Below are 26,136 nucleotides of genomic sequence, written 5' to 3' on the forward strand. Positions count from 1 at the left end.
ACCAAAACGTTTGAAACCTTCCTCAGCGGCACGGTTGCCGAAATCCAAGCCGCCCTTAAAAACGACAGCAACCAAACGCGCGGCGAGATGGTGTTGGTGTTGCACCCTGCCGTGAAAGAGAAACACAGCGATTTGCCCGAGGCGGCACAAAATACCATGAAAATCCTTGCGGCCGAGTTGCCGACCAAACAGGCCGCCGAGCTTGCCGCCAAGATTACCGGCGAGAATAAAAAGGCGCTGTATGATTTGGCTTTGGAATGGAAAAAGCAGGGATAATGGCTGATTGGCAAACCGTATATCAAAGGCCGTCTGAACAATGGATTTCAGACGGCCTTTTTTGATTGGATTTTAGAGGATTTCAAATTGATCCGATAGGTTCAATACGCTTCTAAGTTTGCGTTTCAGACGGCCTCAATGTTTGGCAAACCTGTTTCAACGCTGCCATGCGTTGCGCAAATATTCGATGCAGTCGGTCAGGGCGTAAAACGGGGCGTTGCCGTGATTGGCGTTGGGGTAGAGGGTAAAGCGGACATCTGCGCCGAGATGGTGCAAAGTGCCGGCAAGGATTTTGGCTTGTGCAACCATGCCGCGGCTGGTTTGGTCGGGGCGGTTGTTTCTGCCTTCATGTTCTCCTGCACCGAGGCGGATGCCGATTCCTTGCGGCAATGTGCCGGGCAGCCAATCGAGTACGCGGCGGTCTTGCCACCAGATAGACGGCGACACCAGCAAATAATGGCGGAAGCGTTCGGGGCGGGTGAACAGGGAATAGAGGCCGTACAAGGCGCCGAATGAATGGCCGAAGACGGCTTGGTTTTGGGTATCGATGCGGTATTTGCCGTCGAGCAGGGCGGAGAGTTCGTCATCGATAAAGCGGCTGAAGCGGTCGGCTTGGCCGTATTGTTTGCGTTCGGATTCGGGCGCGTTGTCGGGCAGCGGCGGCGTGTAGTCGAGGGCGCGTTGGCTTAAGTCGCGGATGGTGCCGCCGGTATAGCCGATGCCGACAATCAGACAGGCGGCATGGCTTTTGGTGATGGGGTTGATGAGCAGGGATTGCGCCATATTGAGGATGGCAGGGAAAAAGGCATCCCCGTCAAGAATATACAGTACGGGATAGCCGCCTGCCGGACGCTCGCCGAGTGCCGCGGCTTGAATGCGGTAGGTGCGGCCGGTGTGGGCGGAAGTAAGGGCGGTTTCTTCGGCTTGCAGCAGGGTGGCGGCTTGCCAGTTAGGACGGATGGACATGATGGGGTGCTTTAATCAATGGTTGCTTAAGGGAAAAGGCCGTCTGAATAATGGTTTTCAGACGGCCTTATTGTACGGATTTCTGCCTTTTTAACAATACGCGCAATTAGCGTACGTCAACGTAGGAGCTGCTGTGCAGTTCGCGCAGGAGGTTGGTGGTCGCCTGTTGCGCTTTTTGTTGGGACAGGTATTGGCGGACGGCGTTTTGTTGGCGCTCTTCAGGCGTACCTGCTTCGCGGACGTCGTTCAGCTTGATGATGTGCCAGCCGAATTGGGTGCGGACAGGGGCGCTGATTTGGCCGGGTTTGAGTTTGTGGACGGCTTCTTCAAATGGGGCAACCATCATGCCGTCGGCAAACCAGCCCAAGTCGCCGCCGTTGCCGGCGCTGCCGTCTTGCGAGTATTGGCGTGCCAAACCGCCGAAATCTGCGCCGCTGCGGGCTTGTGAGTAGATTTTGCGGATGGTGCTTTCTGCGCCGACGGCGGCATTATCGTTGTCGGCTTTAATGAGGATGTGTTGGGCATGATATTGGCGCACAGGGTCGGCTTCGGGCAGGGTGATGCCTTGTTGTTTGGCCTGCTCGATGTAGCGTGCTACTTCGGAGTCGCTGACGCGGCTGTTTTGCATGATGGCCTGTTGGCGCACTTTTTCAACAATAATGCTGTCGGCGATGTCTTGACGGACGGCGGCAGAAGGATTTTTGATGTTGGGGTTGTGCGCGATGACGGCTTCAATTTCGCTATCGGTCGCTTGGATGTTGCGGCGTTTGCCGGCTTGGAGGATCAGGGATTGGTTGATCATTTGTGCCAAAACCTGTTGGCGCAGCTCGTTGGCGTCCATTTGTGTGCCTTTCGGCATGGTTTGACGCGCTTGTGCTACGGCTTGTTCTACTTGGCGGTGGGTAATGACTTCGTTGTCGACAACTGTGGCAATGCCGTCTGAAAGATGTACGCCGCTTTGTACGGCAGGCATGGTGGTGGCGCTGACGACTGGAGTTTTGTTGGCACGCGCTTTGGTCGCTTTGGCTTTAGGGGCGGCGTGTGCGCCTACTGCGAGAGTGAGTGCGGCGACGAGAATCAGGGGTTTGAAGTTCATTGTTTGACTACCTCGTTGGTTTTGCTGTAACCGGGAATGGCTAAGCGGAGTTTTTCGAATGGGTTGTTGCCGATATTGCTCAAGTCTTTGAGTTGGAGGTTGAAGAATACGGCGTTTTTGTGGCTGTTTTCGCCGGTAACATAGCGTTGGCCGACCAAGCTCGCGCTCCAGCAGCCGCAGTTGCTTTTGTATTCTGCACCGATGAGCATTTCCAGCGGTTTTTTGGCTTCGATTTCGTAGTTGTAACGGGCGACGGCGTATAGGTTTTTGCTCAACGGCCATTGGGCGGCAAGGTCGACTTGGCTGAGTTTGTCGTAGAAATAGTCGCCGTTGGCTTGCAGATAGATGCGCTCGTTGCGTCCGTATTTGTAGCGCGCGCTTAAGACTTTGCCGGGTTCGGGGTTGTAGGCAATCCCTGCGGCGTAGCTTTCGGCACGGCTTTGGTTTTGGTTGTAGTGGATGTCCAAGTCGATGCGGATGCTCGGGGTAATGTTGCCGTGTGCAAAGGCTACCCAGTCGGACTGACTGCGCGGATAACGGCTGACGCTGCCGTCAGGCAGGACGTTGTCGTTTTTGAAGTAAAACTTCTGGCCGATACCTGCACGGAAGAGTTCCGCACCGGTGTTGGGGTTGAGGATGCGGCTTTGTGTGGCCAGCGTCAGGCTGTTGGCAGAATTGATGCGGTCGTTGCCCGAATACAGGTTTTCGCGGAACAGCTGCGAATAGGTAAAGCTGTTTTCGGAGCTGTCGAAATTGGGCAGGTCGTTTTGGGACTTGGTCGGAATGTAGTTGTAAAACAGGCGCGGTTCGAGCGTTTGCAGGTATTCTCCGCCGAAGAGACGGGCCCTGCGCTCGAAGGTCAGGCCGCTGTCGACGTTGATGATTGGCAGGACGCGGCTGACATTGCGGCTGCTTTGGCCGTTGAAGCTGTTGAGGCTGTAATAAGTGGCGTGTACGCCGACTTTAGGCCGGATGTAGCCCCATTGGTTGTGGAAGTCCCATTTAACGCTTGGGTAGAGCACCACGCGGCTGCCGTCTTGCTTGGTATCGTGGTCAAAACGGGTGAATTGGCCTAATACGTTAAGTTGCGCCTTGCCGATATGGCTTTGCCAACGGCCGGTCAGGCGAGGCATGATGGCATAAGGCTCGTCTTTATAGCCGTCTTGGTTGGCCAGCGTTTGATATTTTTGTACGCGCAACGAGCCGTCGAAGCTGCCGCCTAGCAGTTTGTCGCTGTAATTGAGCCATGCCTGACGGTCGAGGTTGACGTTGCGCGCGATGTCTTCTCGGCCGTAGAAGTCGCGGTAGTAATCATCGTCGGAAACTTGGTTGTAGTTGATGCCGCCGCTGATTTTGCTGTTCAGCTGCTGCTGGTGTTTCCATTTGAACTGGTAGCGGTTGTTGTGGACGCTTTTTTGGTCGTTCGGCATCCAGTCGCCATCGACTTCGCCGCTGTAATTCGGTTGCAGATAACGCACTTGGCCGCCCAGTTGCACGCCGCGTTTGCTGATGATGCCCGGGCGGATGGTGGCATCCAAATTCGGCGCAAGGTTGAAGTAGTAGGGCAGGCTCAGCTCAAGGCCGTCTGAACCGGTGGTAATGGTCGGAACGAGCAGGCCGCTTTTGCGGTTGCCGTTGATGGGGAAGTCCGCCCAAGGCGTGTAGAGGACGGGGACGCCGCCGAATACCAGCGAAGCGTGTTTGGCCACGCCGATGCCTGTCGATTCATCGGCTTCGATGCTTTGCGCTTGGATATACCAGCTGGCATCGCCGGGCGAACAGGTGTTGAATTTGGTATTGATGAGTTTATAGAGGCCTTTGCCTTTGAGTTCGGCTTTTTCGCTGACACTTTGAAGGCGGCGGCCGCCTTGTTCGGTATTGAGGCGCACGGCGGTGCCGGAACCGGTTTGGTTTTTGAGGTTGTAAACCAATTGGTCGCCGGATACGGTCGAACCGTTTTGATACAGGGTAAAGCGGTCGCCGGCGGTAACGGTATCGGTGGCTTGGTCGTATTGCGCCCAATCGGCATTGAGAACATCGGCATTGCGCTCGACAATGACGTCGCCTTCGGCACGGACGCCGACTTGGGTCTGGCCTTCTATTTTATCGGCGTTGACGCGGGTGTAATCGGCAGGCAGGGCTGGCTCGCCGCTGCGTTTGATTTCGGCGGTTTCGGCCGGCTTGGCATCTTCATGGTCGCAAAACAGGCAAGTGCTGCCCAAGGAAAGCGGATCGGCTTCGCTTTGGCCGGTTTTTGCCGGTTTGGATTCGGCGGTGTGGGCAGGGGTATAGTCTTCCGCCTGCGGAACAGAAGCATCTTCCGCGCGCACGGCTGTTGCGCCAAAGCCCATAATTAAGGCGAGTACCAAGGGTTTGAGTGAAAATAAACGAGCCAAAATCGCCCCTTAAATCGGTTTGCCAGTTAGAATAGCGGTTATTGTAACCTGAAATTCTGCGATACCGCTATGCAACGACAAACCGAATTACAAAACTGGCTGGAGTCTGTTTACCCGAACCAGCCGTTCGAATTGAGCTTTGCGGCAGCCGATGCCGACTTCCGCCGTTATTTCCGTGCGACGTTTTCAGACGGCCAGACCGTTATCTGTATGGACGCGCCTCCTGAGAAGATGAGTGTTGCGCCTTATTTGAAAGTGCAAAAACTGTTTAACATGGTCAATGTGCCGCAAGTGCTTCATGTGGATGAAGCGTTGGGCTTTATGGTGTTGAACGATTTGGGCAATACCACATTCCTGACCGCCATGAATCAGGAAAACAGTGAAACCGCCCACAAAGCTCTGCTGCTCGAAGCCATCGATGAACTGATCGAACTACAAAAAGCCAGCCAACCCGGCAAACTGCCGGAATACGACCGCGAAGTCATGCTGCGCGAGATTAACCTGTTCCCCGAATGGTTTGTGGCCAAAGAATTGGGCCGCGAGTTGACCTTCAAACAACGCCAGTTGTGGCAGCAAACTGTCGATATGCTGCTGCCGCCCCTGTTGGCTCAGCCTAAAGTGTATGTCCACCGCGACTTTATTGTCCGCAATCTGATGCTGGCAAAAGGCCGTCCGGGCGTGTTGGACTTCCAAGACGCGCTTTACGGCCCAATTTCCTATGATTTGGTGTCGCTGCTGCGCGATGCATTTATCGAATGGGAAGAAGAATTTGTATTGGACTTGGTCATCCGTTACTGGGAAAAAGCACGCGCTGCCCAGCTGCCTGTGCCTGCCGAGTTTGACGAGTTCTACCGCTGGTTTGAATGGATGGGCGTACAACGCCATTTGAAAGTGGCCGGTATTTTTGCCCGTCTGTACTACCGCGACGGCAAAGACAAATACCGTCCTGAAATCCCGCGCTTCTTGAACTACTTGCGCCGCGTATCCCGCCGTTACAACGATTTGGCGCCGCTGTATGCGTTGCTGGTCGAATTGGTTGGCGATGACGAATTGGAAACAGGCTATACCTTCTAAGCTTGGTTTTTTAAGATTTGATTCCACTTTTCAGACGGCCTGATCAACAAAAGGCCGTCTGAAACCTTTACAGAACACATAAACATGACTTACATGATTTACCCCAAAACCTACGACGTGATTGTCGTCGGTGGCGGCCATGCCGGTACCGAAGCCGCGCTTGCCGCCGCACGCATGGGTGCGCAAACCCTGCTGCTCTCACACAACATCGAAACCCTCGGCCAAATGTCGTGCAACCCCTCCATCGGCGGTATCGGCAAAGGCCACCTCGTACGCGAACTCGACGCATTGGGCGGCGCAATGGCATTGGCAACCGACAAATCCGGTATCCAATTCCGCCGCTTGAATGCCAGCAAAGGCGCGGCGGTGCGAGCTACGCGCGCGCAGGCCGACCGTATCCTATATAAAGCCGCCATCCGCGAAATGTTGGAAAACCAAGAAAACCTCGACCTTTTCCAACAAGCCGTCGAAGACGTAACGCTCGACGGCGAACGCATCAGCGGCGTGGTTACTGCGATGGGCGTGGAGTTTAAAGCACGCGCTGTCGTGTTGACCGCCGGCACGTTTTTGTCCGGCAAAATCCACATCGGTTTGGAAAACTACGAAGGCGGCCGCGCGGGCGATCCAGCCGCCAAATCATTAGGCGGCCGTTTGCGCGAATTGAACCTGCCGCAAGGCCGTCTGAAAACCGGCACGCCGCCGCGTATTGACGGACGCACGATTGATTTCTCCCAACTGACCGAACAGCCCGGCGACACACCCGTTCCCGTAATGTCTGTACGCGGCAGCGCCGATATGCACCCGCGCCAAGTGTCCTGCTGGATTACGCATACCAATTTGAAAACACACGAAATTATCCGTTCAGGCTTCGACCGCAGCCCGATGTTTACCGGCAAAATCGAAGGCGTCGGCCCGCGTTATTGTCCGTCTATCGAAGACAAAATCAACCGCTTCGCCGATAAAGACAGCCACCAGATTTTTCTTGAGCCAGAAGGTTTGACTACGCACGAATACTACCCCAACGGTATCTCCACCAGCCTGCCGTTCGACATCCAAATCGCCCTTGTGCGCAGCATGAAAGGCCTTGAAAACGCCCATATCCTGCGCCCCGGCTACGCCATCGAATACGACTATTTCGATCCGCGCAACCTTAAAGCCAGCCTCGAAACCAAAACCATCCAAGGCCTCTTCTTTGCCGGACAAATCAACGGCACGACCGGCTACGAAGAAGCCGCCGCGCAAGGCCTGCTCGCAGGCGCAAACGCCGTGCAATACATCCGCGAACAAGACCCGCTCCTGTTGCACCGCGAACAAGCCTATCTCGGCGTATTGGTGGACGACCTCATCACCAAAGGCGTGAACGAACCTTACCGAATGTTCACCAGCCGCGCCGAATACCGCCTGCAACTCAGGGAAGACAACGCCGATATGCGCCTGACCGAGGACGGCTACAAAATCGGCTTGGTGGGTGAAGAACAATGGCGTATGTTCAACGAAAAACGCGAAGCTATCGAACGCGAAATCCAACGTTTGAAAACAACGTGGTACACGCCGCAAAAACTCGCCGAAGAAGAGCAGCTGCGCGTATTCGGCCAAAAACTCAGCCGCGAAGCCAACCTGCACGACCTCCTGCGCCGTCCGAACCTCGACTACGCCGCGCTGATGACCCTGCCCGACGCACAACCTGAAACCGCACTTGCCGACAGCGTGGTCGAACAAGTCGAAATCCAAGTCAAATACCAAGGCTATATCGACCGCCAAAACGAAGAAATCGACAGCCGCCGCGACATCGAAACCTTAAAGCTGCCCGAGGATATTGATTACAGCAAGGTTAAAGGTTTGTCGGCAGAAGTGCAGCAAAAGCTCAACCAGCACAAACCCGAAACCGTCGGCCAAGCCAGCCGCATTTCCGGCGTAACCCCCGCAGCAGTGGCTTTGCTGATGGTGCATTTGAAGCGCGGGTTTAAAGATGCGAAGTAAGTTACCTGAACGCGGAGCAGCCGCAGGTCGGATAATTCTTGTGTTTCGACACATCTGTTACTACAAGATGTCAGATTCAAGAATCTGACTTGCGGTAGGTTTTCAAAGTCTACAAAAGCAGCCTACACATTAAAATTGATGTGTAAAACCCAACCTGAAAATTAAATAAGGAGTAACAATGGGCTTTTCCCTATATTTTTACCGCTTTGAAAATGGCGAACAGGTAGACGGCAACCGTGAAGGTGCAAAATCATTTTTAAACAGCAGGGGACTAGATAGCTGCCTTCGTGATAAGGACGGCAACTATTTAGAGTTTGATAACTGTTCCACAGATTTGGAAATAACGGATTTCAATGATAGGGAATGCCAGTTTGAAGGAAATATTGGCCATGCATATTTAACGGATGAGGAGTGTAGTTTCATCTATGAGTTGTGCCATGCTGCGGATTGGGTGATTGTTAATCCGCAATTTAGCGATACTGAACCCTTATTGATCTTATTAGAACAAGACACTGCACAACATTTGCCGGAAGAATATAGTGATAACTATACCGTCATATCTTCTGGAGAAGAGTTGCAAATGCTGCTTTTAAACGGATTTCATCAGTTTCAAGCTTGGAAAAGCCGTATTCTGTAGCAACTGTATTTTTGCCCGACGGGGTAAAAAATACAGTTGCTACGGCACTAATACTCGATAAATAGTAAAAAGGAGTAAAATTGCAACATTTGATACACAAGATTCAAGAGGTTTAGTCGGTAAACATCTGATTTATCCCTATGATAACGGCTGGAATTATGAAATTTATGTAAAAAATGCCGAACATATGGATTACCATACTCGCCCTTGAAAGGCAGTCTAAAAATATCATTCCAGACAGTTTTATCAATTTATTTTTCAGTTACGGGAATTTTTAAATTCCTTAAGCCCACCTTCAAATTGGAGCTGTATCAATGAAACCCCGACTTTCCCCATTTGCTGCCGTGCTATTTTTGGCCGGAATTTCTGCTGTTCATGCAGCACCCGCTCAAAATGCACAAAAGCAGTGCATTACCCTGAAAAATATCTCTATCACCGATACTGTCATCACTAAAGCCGAATGGTCGAACGGCGAAATCAGTGCCGACAGAATGTCTTCCCTCACTGGTGGTTCAACCAATGTCTTACAGTCCAAACCGCATTGCGTGGTGGAAGGCGAAATTGGCGCGCGCACCGGTGCAGACGGCAAGCATTACGGCACGAAATTCCAACTCAGGCTACCTGAAAATTGGAACGGAGGTTTCCTGTTTCAAGGCGGTGGCGGGGTGGACGGCTTTGTTGCGCCCGCCGTGGGTAGTATCCCCGTACGCACCTCTACCGCTACGCCAGCGCTGATGCGCGGTTATGCCGTAGTTTCTATGGACGGCGGCCACCCCACGCCCACGCCCAACTTCGGCGCAGACCAGCAGGCGCGTTTAGACTTCGCTTACCAGTCCACAGGAAAAGTAACCGTCGTTGCCAAGCATTTGATTCAAAAGATGTATGCCGTTGCGCCGAAACACAGCTATTTCATGGGCTGCTCCAACGGCGGACGTGAAGCGATGATGGCCGCACAACGCTATCCTTTAGAATTTGACGGTGTGATTGCCGCCAATCCCGGCTTCCGTCTGTCGCGTGCTGCCGTCGCCCAACAGTGGGATTATCAACAGTTCATGAAAATTGCCCCCAAAGACGCGCAGGGCAACAAAATCCTGGCTAATGCCCTGACCCAAGCTGATTTGGACAAAGTGAGCGAAGCGGTGAAAAACCGCTGCGACGCACGCGACGGTCTGAAAGACGGCGTGATTAACGCATGGGAAAGCTGCGATTTCAAAGCCGAACACGCCGGTCTCTCCCCCGCCAAAACCGCAGCCCTTAAAGCCGTGATGGACGGCGCACGCGACTCACGCGGCAACCAGATTTACAGCGGCTGGTATTACGATGTGGGTATGAATCAGCCCGACTGGCGTAAATGGAAGCTCGGCAGCTCGCAAACCGCCAAGCCTGATTCACGCGGCGTAACGCTCGGCGCAGGTTCGCTTACTTGGTATTTCATGACTCCCGCCATGCCGAACTTTGATTTGAGCAAATTCGATTTTGACCGCGATACGCCCAAAACATACCAAACCGGCGCAATTAACGATGCGGTGTCCACCGATTTGAGCAGCTTCCGCGCACGCGGCGGCAAACTGATTGTGATCACCGGCGTGTCCGACCCCGTGTTTTCCGCCAAAGACCAAGTGGCATGGTTCCGCCAAATGAATGCCGACACGCCAAGCGCCCAAAGCTTCAGCCGCCTGTTTATGATACCCGGCATGAACCACTGCGGCGGTGGCCAAGCCTTCAATGATGTAGATCCGCTCACACTTTTGGAAAATTGGCATGGCAAAAACCAAGCCCCCGAGCGCATGATTGCACAAGGGAAATCCTTCCCGAATAAACAAATGCCGATTTGCGCCTATCCGAAAGTCGCCACTTATACCGGCGGGAATGAAAATAAAGCAGATAGCTTTGAATGCCGCTGATTGATGTAAAAGAGAAATATAAAACAGAATAAAGGCCGTCTGAAACTTTCAGACGGCCTTTATTTATCAGGGGATTGACGGTATTACACCTTATTTCATTAATTTTTTAAAGAGTTCAGATTGTCAGCAAGATGGGTGTGTTCTGATGAAAAAATGAAGAAGCAAACGTTTTTTCAGGACGCGTCATAAGCTGCCGCTTTTTCGAGCAGTTTTACCCTTGCCTGCGGCCATTCCTCACGCAGCAGGCTGTATTCAACCGTATCGCGCACGCTGCCGTCTTTCCGCAGCTTGTGGCAGCGCAAGATGCCGTCTTGGTGTGCACCCAAGCGTTCGATGGCGCGTTGGGAGGCGGTATTGAGGTTGTCGGTCTGCCAGCAGACGCAACGGCAGTTTAAAGTGTCGAAAACGTAGTCGAGCAACATGATTTTGCAGGCGGTATTGATGTGCGTGCGCTGTGCCGACAGGGCATACCATGTGAAACCGATGTAGAGGCGTGGGATGGCGGGGTCGATGTGGTAAAGCGAAGTTGAGCCGACAATTTTTCCCGTGTCTTCGTCGATGACGGCAAAGGCGAGGCGGGTTTGTATGGCGGTGCGGATATAGTCAGCTACTTGGTGGGGTTCGGGCGCGGTGGTTACGTTCAGCTTCCAAACTTCGCCGTCGCAAACTGCTTCGCGCAAACCGGCTTCGTGTGCCGTTGTTAAAGGTTCGAGACGGACGCGGTCAAAGGATAAAACGGGAGTGGATGAGAAATCAGTCATGGAGGTTTCCTTTGTATTTGATAGTTTGAGTTTTCAGACGACCTTTTATAGTGTCTTAGCGGACAGCATCTCTGAGGTCGTCTGAAAGCTATTGATTAATGATGTTTGAACACCAGCACGCCCAACTCCGATACAAACCCGTCCAGCGGCAGGTCGTGCGGTTCGGTCGGCAGTGTGTCGGTCAGTTGGCAGCCGAAGCCTACGCCCAGGGTTTGGGTTTGCAGGCGGTATTTCATGGCGGAGAGAGTGGCGTCGTAATAGCCGCCGGCTTGTCCGAGGCGGTAGCCGCGTTTGTCGATGCCGACGATGGGGACAATCAGTAGGCTGAGTTGGTGGACGCGGATTTTTTTGCCGGTGAATTGGGGGACATGCAATTTGGCGCGGCCGCGTTTGCGTTCTTGTTTGGCGCCGTCGGCAGGGTAGGGGGTGAACCACATCCGCCGCGTGTTCGGTTCGATATAGGGCAGGTAGAGTTTTGCGCCGCGTTTTTGTGCGGCACGGACAAAGCCGTCCAATCGCAATTCCTTGCCCATCGGCCAATACACGCCGATTTTCCGTCCTTTTTTGATGTAGGGCTTGAGCAGGCGGTTGATGGTTTCGGTGGCGGCGTTGCGCTCGTCTGCGCTCATTTGGGCGCGTGCGCGGCGGAACTGTTTGCGTAATGCCGATTTTTCGGGATTCCTCATTTTCAGACGGCCTTTCGGGATTGCGGTAGAATGTTGCGATTATAACGATTTTGTTAACATTCAAACAGGACGCACACAATGTGGCACATTGTCGCCATCGGCTACCTTTTTGTTGCCGTGATGTTTTCCGCCGCGCAGCCGAGTATTGCACGCGCGTTGATTTATTTGGTTTTTTGGGCAGTGTTGCCCACCGTGTTCACGGTCTTCGTCGTGACCATCCGCCGCCGCAACCGCCTGATGAAACGGCAGGAGCAGGCGGAGTTTGAAGCGGCTCGCCAAAAGGCGGTACAGACGGATGAAAAACAGGACGGAAAGGTATAAAATCCCTTTTCAGACGGCCTCTTATCCGCTATAATCCGTCAGTTTTCCATTTCGGAAACACTCTTTTATTTTTTAAAACTTATGCCCACTTTCGCCGAAGGGTGCTTGACAATAGGCGCCGCCTATCAAGTTCTATGCGATTGAATGTGTGCTCTTTAACCCTTTCAAGGAAATAACATGTCTCAAATTACTATGCGTCAGATGATTGAAGCCGGTGTTCACTTCGGTCACCAAACCCGTTTCTGGAACCCGAAAATGGCTCAATACATTTTCGGTGCGCGCAACAAAATCCATATCGTAAACTTGGAAAAAACCCTGCCGATGTTCCAAGAGGCGCAAGAAGCCGTACGTCGTCTGGTTGCCAACAAAGGTACAGTATTGTTCGTAGGTACTAAACGCCAAGCCCGCGACATCATCCGCGAAGAAGCTACCCGTGCCGGTATGCCTTTCGTTGATTACCGCTGGTTGGGTGGTATGCTGACTAACTACAAAACCGTTAAGCAATCCATCAAACGCCTGGAAGAAAAAACTGCTGCCCTGGAAAACGCTGCTGAAGGCGGTTTCAACAAAAAAGAAATTCTGGAAATGCAACGCGACGTTGAAAAACTGGAACGTTCTTTGGGCGGTATCAAAAACATGAAAGGCCTGCCTGACGCGATTTTCGTTATCGATACCGGCTACCAAAAAGGTACTCTGGTTGAAGCTGAAAAACTGGGCATCCCTGTTATCGCCGTAGTCGATACCAACAACAGCCCTGACGGCGTGAAATACGTTATCCCTGGTAACGATGACTCCGCTAAAGCTATCCGCCTGTACTGCCGCGGCATCGCTGACGCAGTTTTGGAAGGCAAAAACCAAGCGCTGCAAGAAACTGTAGCCGCTGCCCAAGAAGCTGCTGCCGAGTAATTCGGTACACAGAAGAGGGGCGTTATGCCCCTTTTCTCAAATCCCGTTCTGAAATCCGTTTCAGACGGCCACTATTTCCAAACACGGCAATGGCCGTGTTCCCAAAAATCTAGGAGATTCAAAATGGCAGAAATTACTGCAAAAATGGTTGCCGACCTGCGCGCCGCTACCGGCCTGGGCATGATGGAATGCAAAAAAGCCTTGGTTGAAGCTGAAGGCAACTTCGACAAAGCCGAAGAAATCCTGCGTATTAAATCTGGTGCGAAAGCCGGTAAACTGGCTGGCCGTACTGCTGCCGAAGGCGTATTGGCTTACGCGATCAACGGCAATGTCGGCGCATTGGTTGAAGTAAACTGCGAAACCGACTTCGTTGCTAAAGACGCCGGCTTCGTAGAATTTGCCAACTTCGTTGCGAAAACTGCTGCCGAGAAAAAACCGGCTACCGTTGAAGAACTGAGCGAACTGGTTGAAGCAGAACGTAAAGCCATTATCGCTAAATTGGGCGAAAACATGTCTGTTCGCCGCTTCCAAGTGATCGACACTGCCAACCAACTGGTTGCCTACATCCACGGTGCTTTGGCTACCGAAGGCGTATTGGTTGAGTACAAAGGCTCTGAAGATGTAGCACGCAAAATCGGTATGCACATCGTTGCCGCCAAACCTCAATGCGTATCTGAAGCCGAAGTGGATGCCGAAACCATCGAAAAAGAACGCCACATCTACACTGAGCAAGCCATTGCTTCCGGCAAACCTGCCGAAATCGCCGCTAAAATGGTTGAAGGCCGTATCCGCAAATTCTTGGCTGAAATCACTCTGAACGGCCAAGCGTTCGTGATGAACCCTGACCAAACTGTTGCCCAATTCGCTAAAGAAAACGGCACTGAAGTAATCAGCTTCGTACGCTACAAAGTAGGCGACGGTATCGAGAAAGCCGTTGTTGACTACGCGGCCGAAGTTGCTGCCGCTGCTAAAGTGTAAGGCACTTATGAAAAAGAAAGCACCTAGATTCCAAACGAATCAGGGTGCTTTTTTTTGAGAAAACCGTTTACGGTACCTAATTTAAGACGGCCGAATATTCAGGCCGTCTGAAAACCAAAACAATAATAAACCGACACACCCTATCATTAATATTCCGACCGTTTGAAAATTCAGACGGCCCGCCCCCCCCGACCGACGACATTCAAGAAAGCAAGGTATCCCATGACACAGCAAATCAAATACAAACGCGTATTACTGAAACTCTCCGGCGAATCCCTGATGGGCTCTGATCCATTCGGCATCAATCACGATACCATCGTTCAAACTGTCGGCGAAATTGCCGAAATCGTGAGAATGGGCGTGCAAGTCGGTATCGTTGTCGGCGGCGGTAACATTTTCCGAGGCGTATCTGCACAAGCAGGCAGCATGGACCGCGCCACTGCCGACTACATGGGCATGATGGCAACCGTGATGAACGCCTTGGCACTCAAAGACGCATTTGAAACCTTGGGCATCAAAGCGCGTGTTCAATCCGCACTGTCTATGCAGCAAATCGCTGAAACTTACGCCCGTCCTAAAGCCATTCAATATTTGGAAGAAGGCAAAGTTGTGATTTTTGCCGCCGGTACCGGTAATCCGTTCTTCACGACCGACACTGCCGCCGCATTGCGCGGTGCGGAAATGAACTGCGACGTGATGCTCAAAGCCACCAATGTTGACGGCGTTTATACCGCAGACCCGAAAAAAGATCCATCAGCAACACGCTATGAAACCATTACTTTTGACGAAGCCTTGTTGAAAAACCTCAAAGTGATGGATGCCACCGCCTTCGCCCTCTGCCGCGAACGCAAGCTCAATATCGTGGTATTTGGCATTGCTAAAGAAGGCTCGCTCAAACGCGTGGTAACCGGCGAAAACGAAGGTACACTGGTTCACTGCTAATCATTGAAAGGCCGTCTGAAACAGCCGAACGGGATACATTCGGCTTTCAGACGGCCTTTTATTTTCAGTCTGTTGCGTAGGCATTGGCTCATGGTTTGAAAAGGTTGAGAACTTGCTTGACCATAATGCCCAACCGACAATTCGATAACAAAGGATACTCCATGAATATCACCGTCTTGGCTGTCGGTACGAAAATGCCGCGTTGGGTCGATGAAGCCGTCGGCGAGTACGCCAAACGCTTCGGGCGCGATGTCAATTATGCGCTGAAAGAAATCAAGCCGGAAAAACGCGGCGCGGGTGTGAATGCGGCTCAGGGCATGGCGGCTGAAGAAAAACGCCTGCTGGAAGCCATACCGCAGGGCGCGTTTTTGGTGGTATTGGACGAACGCGGCAAAGCACCGACTTCGGTCGAATTGGCGCAACATTTGAAAAGCTGGCAGCAAAACGGCGAACACGTCTGCTTTATTATCGGCGGCGCAGACGGCATGACCGACCGTTTGAAACAGCAGGCAAACATGATGATGCGCCTTTCCAGCCTGACCCTGCCGCACGGCATGGTGCGCGTTTTACTGACCGAGCAGCTTTATCGCGCCGTTTCGATTTTGCACAACCATCCGTACCATCGGGAATAATCTGTTTTGATTGCCGTGATAAGACGGCAATGCCGCTTTGTCGGTTTAAAGCGGGGCGAACCCGTTTTTCAGACGGCCTGATTTTTCCGCATGAATCCTTTATAATCGTTTCTTTGATAAATCAACATCTTTCGGGAGAACCCAAATGTCCGATTTCCGTCAAGACTTCCTCAAATTCGCTTTGGCACAAAACGTGTTGAAATTCGGCGAATTTACGACCAAGGCCGGCCGTCAGTCGCCTTATTTTTTCAATGCCGGTTTGTTCAATGACGGCGCATCGACTTTGCAGCTGGCGAAGTTTTACGCCGAGGCCATTATTGCCAGCGGCGTGAAGTTCGATATGCTGTTCGGCCCAGCCTATAAAGGCATTATTTTGGCGGCGGCGACAGCGATGATGTTGGCGGAAAAAGGCGTAAACGTACCGTTTGCCTACAACCGCAAAGAAGCCAAAGACCACGGCGAGGGCGGCGTGTTGGTGGGTGCGCCTTTGAAAGGCCGCGTGCTGATTATCGATGATGTGATTTCCGCCGGTACATCCGTGCGCGAGTCGGTCAAACTGATTGAGGCCGAAGGCGCAACGCCTGCCGCAGTGGCTATTGCGCTCGACCGCATGGAAAAAGGCACGGGCGAATTGTCGGCGGTGCAGGAAGTCGAAAAACAATACGGCCTGCCGGTGGTTTCGATTGCCAACCTGAATGACTTGTTCACGCTCTTGCAAAACAATGCCGAATTTGGCGGCTTCTTCGAGCCGGTCAAAGCCTATCGCGAACGTTACGGCGCGGTTTAAACCATAACATCATGCTCAGGTCGTCTGAAACAGTTTTCAGACGGCCTGAAGCATTGGCTAAAATATATTTTTGATTCAATACACTTACGGAAAATACTCATGCCTGCTTGTTCTTGTCCTCATTGTAAAACGCCGCATTGGGTGAAAGATACCCAATTGAACGTGGCGCAGGGTTTCGTGGTCTGCACGCGTTGCTCGGGGATGTTTAAGGCCAAGGATTATCTGTCGGGCAACCTGCCGGCCGATCCTGCCCATCTGCCTGTGGCGGTAACGGATGTGCGCCTCGTGCATAACATCGGCGCGCAAATCCTCAAACATTCCAAACTTTCGCGCAAAGAAATTTCCGATTTGCTCAACAGCGCGCTCAAGGAAGAATCCAAAGCGGAAGGGCAGGCGGCGGTCAAAACGCGCAAGGACGGTTTCAACTGGACTTTGGCATCGCTGATTGCGCTGACAGTTTTGATTATGCAACTCTTTTATCTTGCCCTGCTATGAGTAACATCGCCCATTTTGTTGCCAGCTTTCGCGAAGCCGCGCCCTATATTCAATATTTGCGCGGCAAAACCATGGTGGTCGGCGTGACCGACAGCCTGTTGGAAGGCGAAACCCTGATCCGTTTGGCCGCAGATTTGAATCTGTTGGCCAGCTTGGGCTTGCGTTTGGTCTTGGTGCACGGTTCGCGGCATTTGCTCGACAAATTGGCTTCGGGTCGGAATTTTGTTCCGAAATACAGCGGCAGCCGACGGATTACCGATGAAGCGACCTTGATGGAAGTGAAGCAAGTGGCGGGGATTATCCGCAGCGATGTCGAAGCAGCTTTGTTCAGCAGCGTATCTGCGCAGCAACGGAGCAAGCCGCCGGTTATCGCGTGCGGCAACTTTATTACCGCCCGTCCGTTGGGTGTTATCGACGGCGTGGACATGGGCTATACCGGTACCGTCCGCAAAATCGACGCGGAAGAAATCCGTTTGCGCTTGGATAGCGGCGCGGTGGTGCTGATCAGTCCTTTGGGGCATTCGTACAGCGGCAAAACCTTCAATCTGAGTATGTGCGAAACCGCGCAGGAAGTGGCCATGGCTTTGCAGGCAGAGAAGCTGGTTTTCTTGACCGAAGAAGCCGGTATCCGCCGCGCTGACGGCTCGTTGGCCAATACGTTGTCTGTCGGCGAAGTGCAGGAATTGGTGCGCGACAATCCCGATGCGCCGGTTGATTTGCTCCATGCGGCAGTGTGCGCACTGGAAAACGGCGTATCGCGGGTGCAGATTCTCAACGGCCGCGAGGACGGCAGCCTGCTGCGCGAGCTGTTTACCCGCGAGGGCAGCGGTACGTCTATTGCGCGCGAGCCGTTTGTTTCCATCCGTCAGGCACGCAGCGACGACATTCCGCACATCATTGCCTTAATCCGTCCGCTGGCGGAACAAGGCATCTTGTTACACCGCAGCCGCGAGTATTTGGAAAACCATATTTCCAGTTTTTCCGTATTGGAACACGATCAAAACATTTACGGTTGCGTGGCGCTGAAAACCTTTTCCGAGCCTGATTGCGGCGAATTGGCCTGTCTGGTGGTGTCACCCGAAGCGCGCGACGGCGGCTACGGCGAATTGCTGTTGGAACATTTATTCCAAAAAGCGCGCGCCTTAAATATCAAAACGCTCTTCGCCTTATCCACACACACAGGCGAATGGTTTGTCGAACGGGGCTTTCAGACGGCCTCTGCCGATGACCTGCCTGCCGAACGCCGGCAGGAATACAATGCCAACGGCCGCAATTCCAAAGTATTTGTTTATGACTTGCAGGCCGTCTGAAAACTTCAATCCTATTATCCGTTTTTAAAAATCATTCAAATCTTATGTTGAAAATCATCTCTGCCAACGTCAACGGCATCCGCTCCGCCTATAAAAAAGGTTTTTACGAATACATTGCCGCATCGGGCGCGGACATTGTCTGCGTGCAGGAACTGAAAGCTCAAGAGGCTGATCTGTCGGACGATATGAAAAATCCGCATGGTATGCACGGCTACTGGCATTGCGCTGAAAAGCGCGGCTACAGCGGCGTGGCGGTGTACAGCAAACGCAAGCCCGACAATGTGCAAATCGGCATGGGCATTGAAGAATTTGACAAGGAAGGCCGTTTTGTCCGTTGCGATTTCGGCAAGTTGTCGGTAATTTCGCTGTATCTGCCCAGCGGCAGCAGCGCGGAAGAGCGCCAACAAGTGAAATACCGCTTTTTAGACGCGTTCTATCCCATGCTCGAAGCCATGAAAAATGAAGGACGCGATATCGTCGTCTGCGGCGACTGGAATATTGCCCACCAAAATATCGACTTGAAAAACTGGAAGGGCAATCAGAAAAATTCGGGCTTTTTGCCTGAAGAGCGCGAATGGATAGGCAAAGTCATCCACAAGCTCGGTTGGACGGATATGTGGCGCACACTTTATCCCGATGTGCCGGGCTATACCTGGTGGAGCAACCGCGGACAAGCGTATGCGAAAGATGTCGGGTGGCGTATCGATTATCAGATGGTTACGCCGGAGTTGGCTGCCAAAGCCGTTTCCGCACATGTTTATAAAGATGAAAAATTCTCGGATCACGCCCCTTTAGTTGTGGAGTATGACTATGTTGCCGAATAAGTTTTTTGGTAAGTACGACTGGAATATAAACAGTAAAACCGGCGTAGGTGCGGTTTGGGTTGTGGCGGCATTTGTGCTGCCCATGCTGGTGTGGGCAATATTTATGCTGGCGCGGATGTCCGGCTGGGTTGCGCCGACCAAGGCCAATCCGACTTGGGCGTTGGTGTGGCTGCTGTTTTCACTGCCTTGCCTGCTGATTGCGGCCAAATGCTTTGCTTGGAAGGGTTGGCGGCTGATTGCCAACATCGTACTTTGTCTGGCGACTTGTGCCATCCTCAGCGTGCCAGCCGCATTGCTGATTGCATTTACACTCAACGACTTGCTTAAATAGGCCGTCTGAAATGCAGAGCTTCGAACTCGAAGAAATGGCACTGTTTCTGATACGCGATGCGGATGAAGCGGAAATGTGGATAGACCGCTGGGCGGTCAGCTATCCGATTGTTCAAACTGCCGAAGCCGATGGTCGGCAAACCGTTTCCGAATGGCAACACGCCATTCAGACGGCATTTGAGCATATTGTCAGCAAAAATATTGCCGTCGTGGCTCATGGTGTTGGTGTGTCCGCATTTTTGGCATGGCTGTATCAAACCGACATCCTGACGCAAAAACGCCTGACCAATATTATTTTGGTCTCGCCACGTCCCGAAGCTTTTCCCGAAGACGAAATCCATACGTTCCAGCGTGTCCGCTGCCCTTGCCGTACGGCGTTGGTCATCGCCGAGACAAACGGTACGCCACCCGATTGGGCGCAAGAACAGGCCGACCGCTGGCAGGCGCGCCTGCTTCAATCGCCGCATTCCGGCCGGTTAAACGGCGCGCTCGGCGGTTGGCAATGGGGCATGAAGCTGATGCAGGAAATGTTGTTGAGTAAGTAGTGTAGCAGTATCTATTAATATTAATAAACGAAGGCCGTCTGAAACCGATATGTGTTTCAGACGGCCTTTGTTTGCAAATATCATGTTAAATATAATTAAAAGAAACTATTCTCATTTCTTTTGTGAAGCAATATAATTCGGTTGTTTCGTTAAATTGAGTATAAAAATGCAAATACCATTTCATTTGGCTTTATTACCCACGCTGATTATCGCTTCCTTCCCTGTTGCTGCCGCCGATACGCAGGATAATGGCGAACATTACACCGCCACGCTGCCCACCGTTTCCGTGGTTGGGCAGTCCGACACCAGCGTACTCAAAGGCTACATCAACTACGACGAAGCCGCCGTTACCCGCAACGGCCAGCTCATCAAAGAAACGCCGCAAACCGTCGATACGCTCAATATCCAGAAAAACAAAAACTACGGCACGAACGATTTGAGTTCCATCCTCGAAGGCAATGCCGGCATCGATGCTGCCTACGATATGCGCGGCGAAAGCATTTTCCTGCGCGGCTTCCAAGCCGATGCCTCCGATATTTACCGCGACGGCGTGCGCGAGAGCGGGCAGGTCCGCCGCAGTACCGCCAACATCGAGCGCGTGGAAATCCTGAAAGGCCCGTCTTCCGTGCTTTACGGCCGCACCAACGGCGGCGGCGTCATCAATATGGTCAGCAAATACGCCAACTTCAAACAAAGCCGCAACATCGGTGCGGTTTACGGCTCGTGGGCAAACCGCAGCCTGAATATGGACATCAACGAAGTGCTGAACAAAAACGTCGCCATCCGCCTCACCGGCGAAGTCGGGCGCGCCAATTCGTTCCGCAGCGGCATAGACAGCAAAAACGTCATGGTTTCGCCCAGCATTACCGTCAAACTCGACAACGGCTTGAAATGGACGGGGCAATACACCTACGACAATGTGGAGCGCACGCCCGACCGCAGTCCGACCAAGTCCGTGTACGACCGCTTCGGACTGCCTTACCGCATGGGTTTTGCCCACCCGAACGATTTTGTCAAAGACAAGCTGCAAGTTTGGCGTTCCGACCTCGAATACGCCTTCAACGACAAATGGCGCGCCCAATGGCAGCTCGCCCACCGTACGGCGGCGCAGGATTTCGACCATTTCTATGCAGGCAGCGAAAACGGCAGCTTAATCAAACGCAACTACGCCTGGCAGCAGACCGACAACAAAACCCTGTCGTCCAACTTCACACTCAACGGCGACTACAACATCGGGCGTTTTGAAAACCACCTGACCGTAGGCATGGACTACAGCCGCGAACACCGCAACCCGACATTGGGTTACAGCCGCACCTTTTCCGCCTCCATCGACCCCTACGACCGCACAAGCTGGCCGGCTTCAGGCAGATTGCAGCCTATCCTGACCCAAAATCGCCACAAAGCCGACTCATACGGCATTTTCGTGCAAAACATCTTCTCCGCCACGCCCGATTTGAAATTCGTCCTCGGCGGCCGTTACGATAAGTACACCTTTAATTCCGAAAACAAACTCACCGGCAGCAGCCGCCAATACAGCGGCCACTCATTCAGCCCCAATATCGGTGCAGTGTGGAACGTAACGCCTGCCCACACGCTCTACGCCTCATATAACAAAGGCTTTGCACCTTATGGCGGACGCGGCGGCTATTTGAGCATCGACACTTCGTCTGCCGCCGTGTTCAACGCCGACCCCGAGTACACCCGCCAATACGAAACCGGTGTCAAAAGCAGTTGGCTGGACGACCGCCTCAGCACTACGTTGTCTGCCTATCAAATCGAACGCTTCAATATCCGCTACCGCCCCGACGCGCAAAATGATCCCTACACTTGGGCTGTCGGCGGCAAACACCGTTCGCGCGGCGTGGAGCTGTCCGCCATCGGACAAATCATCCTCAAAAAACTCTACCTGCGCGGATCGTTGGGTGTGATGCAGGCGAAAGTCGTTGAAGACAAAGAAAATCCCGACCGCGTGGGCATCCATTTGGACAACACCAGCAACGTTACCGGCAACCTGTTCTTCCGTTACACGCCGACCGAAAACCTCTACGGCGAAATCGGCGTAACCGGTACGGGCAAACGCTACGGCTACGACTCAAGAAACAAAGAAGTGACCACGCTTCCCGGTTTTGCCCGAGTTGATGCCATGCTCGTCTGGAACCATAAAAACGTCAACGTTACCTTTGCCGCAGCCAATCTGCTCAATCAAAAATATTGGCGTTCGGACGCCATGCCGGGTAATCCGCGCGGCTATACCGCCCGGGTAAATTACCGTTTCTGATGAAACCAGGCAAAGGCCGTCTGAAAATAAGGCTATGATCTAAGCCATATTTCAGACGGCCTTTTATAAAGGTTGAAATAAAACTAAACACATTTTTTCACTCAAATCGAACACACCTCCAACAAAATGCCATAAAATCCGCCCATTGATTTGAATGTAAAGAGATACCTATGAAACTGAAAACCTTAGCCTTGACTTCATTAACCCTGTTGGCATTGGCCGCTTGCGGCAAACAGGCGGAAACCAGTGTTCCGGCAGACAGCGCCCAAAGCAGCACATCCGCTCCGGCAGCCCCTGCCGCATTGACAGAAGGTGTCAATTACACCGTCTTATCCAACCCGATTCCGCAACAGCAGGCCGGCAAAATCGAAGTATTAGAATTCTTCGGCTACTTCTGCCCGCATTGTGCCCATTTGGAGCCGGTTTTGAGCGAACACATCAAAACGTTTAAAGACGATACCTATATGCGCCGGGAGCATGTCGTTTGGGGTGATGAAATGAAACCTCTGGCACGTTTGGCGGCCGCAGTGGAAATGGCCGGTGAATCAGATAAAGCCAACAGCCATATTTTCGATGCGATGGTTAACCAAAAAATCAACTTGGCCGATACCGATACCCTGAAAAAATGGTTGTCCGAGCAAACCGCATTTGACGGCAAAAAAGTATTGGCTGCATTTGAAGCGCCCGAAAGCCAAGCGCGTGCTGCTCAAATGGAAGAGTTAACCAATAAATTCCAAATCAGCGGCACACCGACCGTTATCGTCGGCGGCAAATACCAAGTCGAATTTAAAGACTGGCAGTCCGGCATGACCACGATTGACCAACTGGTGGACAAAGTACGCGAAGAGCAGAAAAAGCCGCAATAAGTTGAAGGCTGAATGAGTAAAGGTCTCGCGTCTCTTATCTTTTTTCCTTTACTTTACTGAAAGATCTAAGCCATGTGTGATTACTGTTCTGACCTGCGACCTACCGTTCGTATCAGGGTTCCGAAAAAATTATCGCAAATGTTACTGCGAGCCTCTGATCGTTTAGCAGACGGCACGCTTATCGATATTACTCCAGCCTACGACAAAGTTTATGGTCCCAGCCTTGATGTTGCCAAAACCATCGCTAACAGCGGTTACATTACCCATACAGATTCTCAGGGTAATCGTGACATATATGGTTGGAACGATTTCGTGGTGCATTATTTTCAATGTACGCACTGCAATGCCGTTTTCAGGCTTGGTGCCGAAACCTACCATGGTAGTGGTGGCCAATGGGAAATGCTGGAAGAGGCAACGATACGCTATGAAAATTCTTAAAAGGAATAGATTTCATAGTTATTATGTGAACAGTAATTCTTGCTAGAGTAAAAAAACGCCGTCTGAAACTTTTCAGACGGCGTTTTCTGTCAAATTAGCTTACAAACCCGGGAACATGCCTTTCATTCCCTTCATGCCTTTGGCCAAACGCATCAGTTTGCCCAAACCGTTGCCGCTGAACATCTTCATCATTTGTTGCATTTGTTCAAACTGTTTGAGCAATTTGTTCACTTCCTGCACGGTCGTACCCGCACCCATTGCAATACGGCGTTTGCGGCTGGCTTTGAGCAGGGCGGGGTTGGCGCGTTCTTTAGGGGTCATCGAATTGATGATGGCTTCCACTTTGCCCATCGCTTTTTCAGCCGTGCCTTCGGGGATTTGTTTCGATATTTGACCCAGTTCGCCCGGCATTTTCGACATCAGGTTTTCTAAGCCGCCCATATTGCGCATCTGCTGGATTTGTTCTTTAAAGTCGTTGAGGTCGAAGCCTTTGCCTTTTTGCAGCTTTTTCGCCATTTTGGCGGCGGCTTCTTCATCAATGCCTTTTTGAACATCTTCAATCAGGGTCAATACGTCGCCCATGCCGAGGATACGGCTGGCAAGACGGTCGGGATGGAAAGGCTCGAGGCCGTTGATTTTCTCGCCGACACCGATAAATTTAATCGGTTTGCCGGTTACATGGCGTACGGACAATGCCGCACCGCCGCGCGAATCACCGTCCATCTTGGTCAATACGACACCGGTCAGCGGCAGGGCTTCATTAAATGCCTGAGCAGTGTTCACCGCATCCTGACCCAACATGGCATCAATAACGAACAAAGTTTCAATCGGGTTGACTGCCGCATGAAGCGCTTTGATTTCGTTCATCATCTCTTCATCGATTGCCAAACGGCCAGCGGTATCGACCATCAATACATCGTAAAAATGTTTTTTAGCGTAATCAACGGCGGTAGTTGCAATCTCAACCGGTTTTTGGTTGGTGTTGGATGGGAAAAAGTCCACGCCGACCTGTTCGGCCAACAGGCGCAGCTGTTCAATCGCGGCAGGGCGGTAAACGTCGGCGGATACCACCAAGACTTTTTTCTTCTGATCGTTTTTCAGCAGGCGGGCGAGTTTGCCGACGGTTGTTGTTTTACCGGCACCCTGCAAACCGGCCATCAAAACGATGGCAGGCGGTGAAACCGATAAATCCAGCGTTTTGTTTTCCTTGCCCATCAATTCGACTAAGGCTTGGTTGACCACGCCGATAAAGGCTTGGTCAGGCGTCAGGCTGCCGACGACTTCTTGGCCAAGGGCCTGTTCTTTGACTGTGTTGACGAATTCTTTAACGACGGGCAATGCAACGTCGGCTTCCAGCAGGGCAAGACGAACCTCGCGCAAGGCTTCTTTAATATTGTCTTCGGTCAGCGTTGATTGGCCGCGAATATTTTTAAGTACCTTGCTGAAGCGGTTGGTTAGGTTGTCTAACATACTTATCCTTGATAATGAGAATAGCTGCCCAATATAGGGCATTCTTTGTTAAAATAAAATTCGGATTATTTTACACGATAGTCCGAAGTTATGCTTCAAGAACACAAATACGCACACCAAGGCCGTCTGAAACCCTGCCGGCTGTCCGTCTAGTGTTCACACCTCTATTGAGAAAGATATTTATGCCGATTGTCTTAATCTGCCTTATGCTGGTGTATGCCGGATTGGGTGCATTTTCCTGGTTGCAACATAAAAAGCACAATAATAAATCTTACCCGCTGAAAACCGAGCTGCTGATTTTGAGTGGCGCATTATTGGTACATGGCGCAGCATTGATGTTCCCAGTATTGCAGGATAGGGTATTGATTACCGGTTTTGGCTATTCGCTCAGCCTGATAGTCTGGCTGATGCTGATGATGTACTGCTTGGGTAGCTTCTTTTATTGTCTGCGCGGTGTGCAACTCTTATTGTATCCCTGTGCTGCATTGACCTTATTGCTGGGTTTCCTTTTCCCGGGAGATTTCACAGGTCGTCAAATTGTAGACTTATTGCCGCTATCGCACATTGCATCATCATTGCTCGCATACGGATTGTTTGGCATCGTTACCTTATTTGCCATCCTGATCCTTTTGCTCGACCGCAATCTGCACAAACGCCGTTTTTCCGCATTAGTTAGTTTCTTGCCGCCATTATTGAGTTTGGAAAAACTTATGTTCCAAGGTATGTGGGCAGGATTCGTTTTATTGACCTATTCAGTTATCAGCGGGACGTTTTTTGCCGAAGCCATTTTCGGCAAACCCATGACCTTCACGCATAAAACCATCTTCAGTATTATGTCGTGGCTGATTTATGGCGCATTATTGTTGAAACACAGCATGACCGCATGGCGCGGCAAGAAAGCCGCCGTTTGGACTATTGTCGGATTTGTCAGTCTGATTTTTGCCTATGTGGGCAGTAAATTTGTCCTAGAAATTGTCCTTCAACGTATTGGATAAATAGAAACCATAAAAAAAGGCCGTCTGAAAGAGCATTTCAGACGGCCTTTAGTTTGTATTTTTTTGTATGTATGGATAGTGTGGGAGTTTGATAGTATTTTTTTAGAAATAAAAACCCTGTTAAAACAGGGAAGTGATTAAATTTCAGAAAATAATTTTGTGAAATGTGTTGACTGGTTTTGTAGGTAGGCGTATAGTTCGGTTCTTCGCTGCTGACGCGGTGAAGAAAACGAAGCAGACAGT

General features: G+C 51.8%; 26 protein-coding genes and 2 pseudogenes. 21 read left to right on the forward strand and 7 right to left on the reverse strand.

Going from position 1 to position 26,136, the window contains the following annotated elements; translation table 11 throughout:
- Positions 1–276 (forward strand): annotated as a pseudogene (locus ACTHS3_RS02925) (16S rRNA (cytidine(1402)-2'-O)-methyltransferase); the annotation flags it as partial.
- A gap of 156 nt (positions 277–432) precedes the next feature.
- Here ACTHS3_RS02925 and ACTHS3_RS02930 read toward each other — a convergent pair.
- The 3 genes from ACTHS3_RS02930 to ACTHS3_RS02940 form a co-directional block, all read right to left on the reverse strand.
- Positions 433–1,242, reverse strand: coding sequence for an alpha/beta hydrolase (locus ACTHS3_RS02930; protein WP_440367121.1), 810 nt, complete (start codon positions 1,240–1,242; stop codon positions 433–435).
- Between the two features lie 106 nt (positions 1,243–1,348).
- The gene (locus ACTHS3_RS02935; protein WP_440367123.1) at positions 1,349–2,338 is read right to left on the reverse strand and encodes a peptidylprolyl isomerase; all 990 of its coding nucleotides are present in this window, start codon (positions 2,336–2,338) and stop codon (positions 1,349–1,351) included.
- A complete protein-coding gene (locus tag ACTHS3_RS02940) occupies positions 2,335–4,734 on the reverse strand; it encodes an LPS-assembly protein LptD (RefSeq protein WP_440367125.1) in 2,400 nt (799 codons plus the stop codon). The genes ACTHS3_RS02935 and ACTHS3_RS02940 overlap by 4 nt, the downstream gene beginning before the upstream one ends.
- 69 nt (positions 4,735–4,803) lie before the next feature.
- Here ACTHS3_RS02940 and amgK point away from each other — a divergent pair, with 69 nt between their 5' ends.
- From amgK to ACTHS3_RS02965, 5 genes are all read left to right on the forward strand, one after another.
- Positions 4,804–5,808, forward strand: a complete 1,005-nt coding sequence (gene amgK, locus ACTHS3_RS02945; RefSeq protein WP_070588223.1) for an N-acetylmuramate/N-acetylglucosamine kinase AmgK — start codon at positions 4,804–4,806, stop codon at positions 5,806–5,808.
- An 84-nt stretch (positions 5,809–5,892) separates the two neighbouring features.
- On the forward strand, positions 5,893–7,788 hold the full coding sequence (gene mnmG / locus ACTHS3_RS02950; protein WP_440367127.1) for a tRNA uridine-5-carboxymethylaminomethyl(34) synthesis enzyme MnmG: 1,896 nt from the start codon (positions 5,893–5,895) through the stop codon (positions 7,786–7,788).
- A gap of 178 nt (positions 7,789–7,966) precedes the next feature.
- Entirely contained in the window at positions 7,967–8,425 is a 459-nt protein-coding gene (locus tag ACTHS3_RS02955) for a hypothetical protein (protein ID WP_049336864.1), read from the forward strand.
- A gap of 79 nt (positions 8,426–8,504) precedes the next feature.
- Positions 8,505–8,636 carry a phenolic acid decarboxylase gene (locus ACTHS3_RS02960; RefSeq protein WP_079453712.1) on the forward strand — a complete coding sequence of 44 codons (132 nt, stop codon included), beginning with the start codon at positions 8,505–8,507 and terminating at the stop codon, positions 8,634–8,636.
- 103 nt (positions 8,637–8,739) lie between these two features.
- The gene (locus tag ACTHS3_RS02965) at positions 8,740–10,329 is read left to right on the forward strand and encodes a tannase/feruloyl esterase family alpha/beta hydrolase (RefSeq protein ID WP_053088472.1); all 1,590 of its coding nucleotides are present in this window, start codon (positions 8,740–8,742) and stop codon (positions 10,327–10,329) included.
- A 173-nt stretch (positions 10,330–10,502) separates the two neighbouring features.
- Here ACTHS3_RS02965 and ACTHS3_RS02970 read toward each other — a convergent pair whose 3' ends face one another.
- Together ACTHS3_RS02970 and ACTHS3_RS02975 are read right to left on the reverse strand one after the other, a co-directional pair.
- Complete coding sequence (locus tag ACTHS3_RS02970; protein ID WP_049336865.1) at positions 10,503–11,090, reverse strand: GNAT family N-acetyltransferase; 588 nt, start codon at positions 11,088–11,090, stop codon at positions 10,503–10,505.
- Between the two features lie 95 nt (positions 11,091–11,185).
- A complete protein-coding gene (locus tag ACTHS3_RS02975; protein ID WP_070588228.1) occupies positions 11,186–11,776 on the reverse strand; it encodes a 5-formyltetrahydrofolate cyclo-ligase in 591 nt (196 codons plus the stop codon).
- A gap of 78 nt (positions 11,777–11,854) precedes the next feature.
- Between ACTHS3_RS02975 and ACTHS3_RS02980 the strand changes: the two genes are divergently transcribed.
- From ACTHS3_RS02980 to ACTHS3_RS03045, 14 genes are all read left to right on the forward strand, one after another.
- Complete coding sequence (locus ACTHS3_RS02980; RefSeq protein ID WP_004520263.1) at positions 11,855–12,097, forward strand: hypothetical protein; 243 nt, start codon at positions 11,855–11,857, stop codon at positions 12,095–12,097.
- A 177-nt stretch (positions 12,098–12,274) separates the two neighbouring features.
- A complete protein-coding gene (gene rpsB / locus ACTHS3_RS02985) occupies positions 12,275–13,003 on the forward strand; it encodes a 30S ribosomal protein S2 (protein WP_002230071.1) in 729 nt (242 codons plus the stop codon).
- Between the two features lie 123 nt (positions 13,004–13,126).
- The gene (gene tsf / locus ACTHS3_RS02990) at positions 13,127–13,981 is read left to right on the forward strand and encodes a translation elongation factor Ts (RefSeq protein ID WP_036493709.1); all 855 of its coding nucleotides are present in this window, start codon (positions 13,127–13,129) and stop codon (positions 13,979–13,981) included.
- A gap of 222 nt (positions 13,982–14,203) precedes the next feature.
- On the forward strand, positions 14,204–14,923 hold the full coding sequence (pyrH, locus tag ACTHS3_RS02995; RefSeq protein ID WP_003708812.1) for a UMP kinase: 720 nt from the start codon (positions 14,204–14,206) through the stop codon (positions 14,921–14,923).
- Between the two features lie 161 nt (positions 14,924–15,084).
- Positions 15,085–15,555 (forward strand): 23S rRNA (pseudouridine(1915)-N(3))-methyltransferase RlmH, encoded by a 471-nt coding sequence (gene rlmH, locus ACTHS3_RS03000; RefSeq protein WP_036493712.1) that lies wholly within the window; start codon positions 15,085–15,087, stop codon positions 15,553–15,555.
- 145 nt (positions 15,556–15,700) lie between these two features.
- Positions 15,701–16,342, forward strand: a complete 642-nt coding sequence (gene pyrE, locus ACTHS3_RS03005; RefSeq protein WP_003682682.1) for an orotate phosphoribosyltransferase — start codon at positions 15,701–15,703, stop codon at positions 16,340–16,342.
- A 99-nt stretch (positions 16,343–16,441) separates the two neighbouring features.
- Complete coding sequence (locus tag ACTHS3_RS03010) at positions 16,442–16,837, forward strand: MJ0042-type zinc finger domain-containing protein (RefSeq protein WP_314577538.1); 396 nt, start codon at positions 16,442–16,444, stop codon at positions 16,835–16,837.
- Positions 16,834–18,147: an amino-acid N-acetyltransferase gene (gene argA, locus ACTHS3_RS03015; RefSeq protein WP_440367131.1), complete on the forward strand. Its 1,314-nt coding sequence runs from the start codon at positions 16,834–16,836 to the stop codon at positions 18,145–18,147. Before ACTHS3_RS03010 ends, argA begins: the two co-directional genes overlap by 4 nt.
- A 44-nt stretch (positions 18,148–18,191) precedes the next feature.
- Positions 18,192–18,971 carry an exodeoxyribonuclease III gene (locus ACTHS3_RS03020; RefSeq protein ID WP_049322320.1) on the forward strand — a complete coding sequence of 260 codons (780 nt, stop codon included), beginning with the start codon at positions 18,192–18,194 and terminating at the stop codon, positions 18,969–18,971.
- Positions 18,958–19,302, forward strand: coding sequence for a hypothetical protein (locus ACTHS3_RS03025; RefSeq protein ID WP_003749424.1), 345 nt, complete (start codon positions 18,958–18,960; stop codon positions 19,300–19,302). The genes ACTHS3_RS03020 and ACTHS3_RS03025 overlap by 14 nt, the downstream gene beginning before the upstream one ends.
- A gap of 10 nt (positions 19,303–19,312) precedes the next feature.
- Entirely contained in the window at positions 19,313–19,846 is a 534-nt protein-coding gene (locus tag ACTHS3_RS03030) for an alpha/beta hydrolase (RefSeq protein WP_440367133.1), read from the forward strand.
- Between the two features lie 166 nt (positions 19,847–20,012).
- Entirely contained in the window at positions 20,013–22,124 is a 2,112-nt protein-coding gene (locus ACTHS3_RS03035; protein WP_440367135.1) for a TonB-dependent receptor, read from the forward strand.
- 170 nt (positions 22,125–22,294) lie between these two features.
- Positions 22,295–22,990, forward strand: coding sequence for a thiol:disulfide interchange protein DsbA/DsbL (locus ACTHS3_RS03040; RefSeq protein WP_188213029.1), 696 nt, complete (start codon positions 22,295–22,297; stop codon positions 22,988–22,990).
- 138 nt (positions 22,991–23,128) lie between these two features.
- Positions 23,129–23,428, forward strand: a complete 300-nt coding sequence (locus ACTHS3_RS03045; RefSeq protein ID WP_004520276.1) for a hypothetical protein — start codon at positions 23,129–23,131, stop codon at positions 23,426–23,428.
- 99 nt (positions 23,429–23,527) lie between these two features.
- Here the strand turns inward: ACTHS3_RS03045 and ffh are convergent, their stop codons facing one another.
- A complete protein-coding gene (ffh, locus tag ACTHS3_RS03050; RefSeq protein WP_070624724.1) occupies positions 23,528–24,898 on the reverse strand; it encodes a signal recognition particle protein in 1,371 nt (456 codons plus the stop codon).
- Positions 24,899–25,080: 182 nt separating this feature from the next.
- Here ffh and ACTHS3_RS03055 point away from each other — a divergent pair, with 182 nt between their 5' ends.
- Complete coding sequence (locus ACTHS3_RS03055) at positions 25,081–25,893, forward strand: cytochrome C assembly family protein (RefSeq protein ID WP_049336876.1); 813 nt, start codon at positions 25,081–25,083, stop codon at positions 25,891–25,893.
- Between the two features lie 37 nt (positions 25,894–25,930).
- On the opposite strand, the pseudogene ACTHS3_RS03060 reads toward ACTHS3_RS03055, so the two are convergent.
- Positions 25,931–26,136: pseudogene (locus ACTHS3_RS03060) on the reverse strand (hypothetical protein); the annotation flags it as partial.

It is taken from the genome of Neisseria sp. P0009.S007 (genome assembly GCF_051962515.1).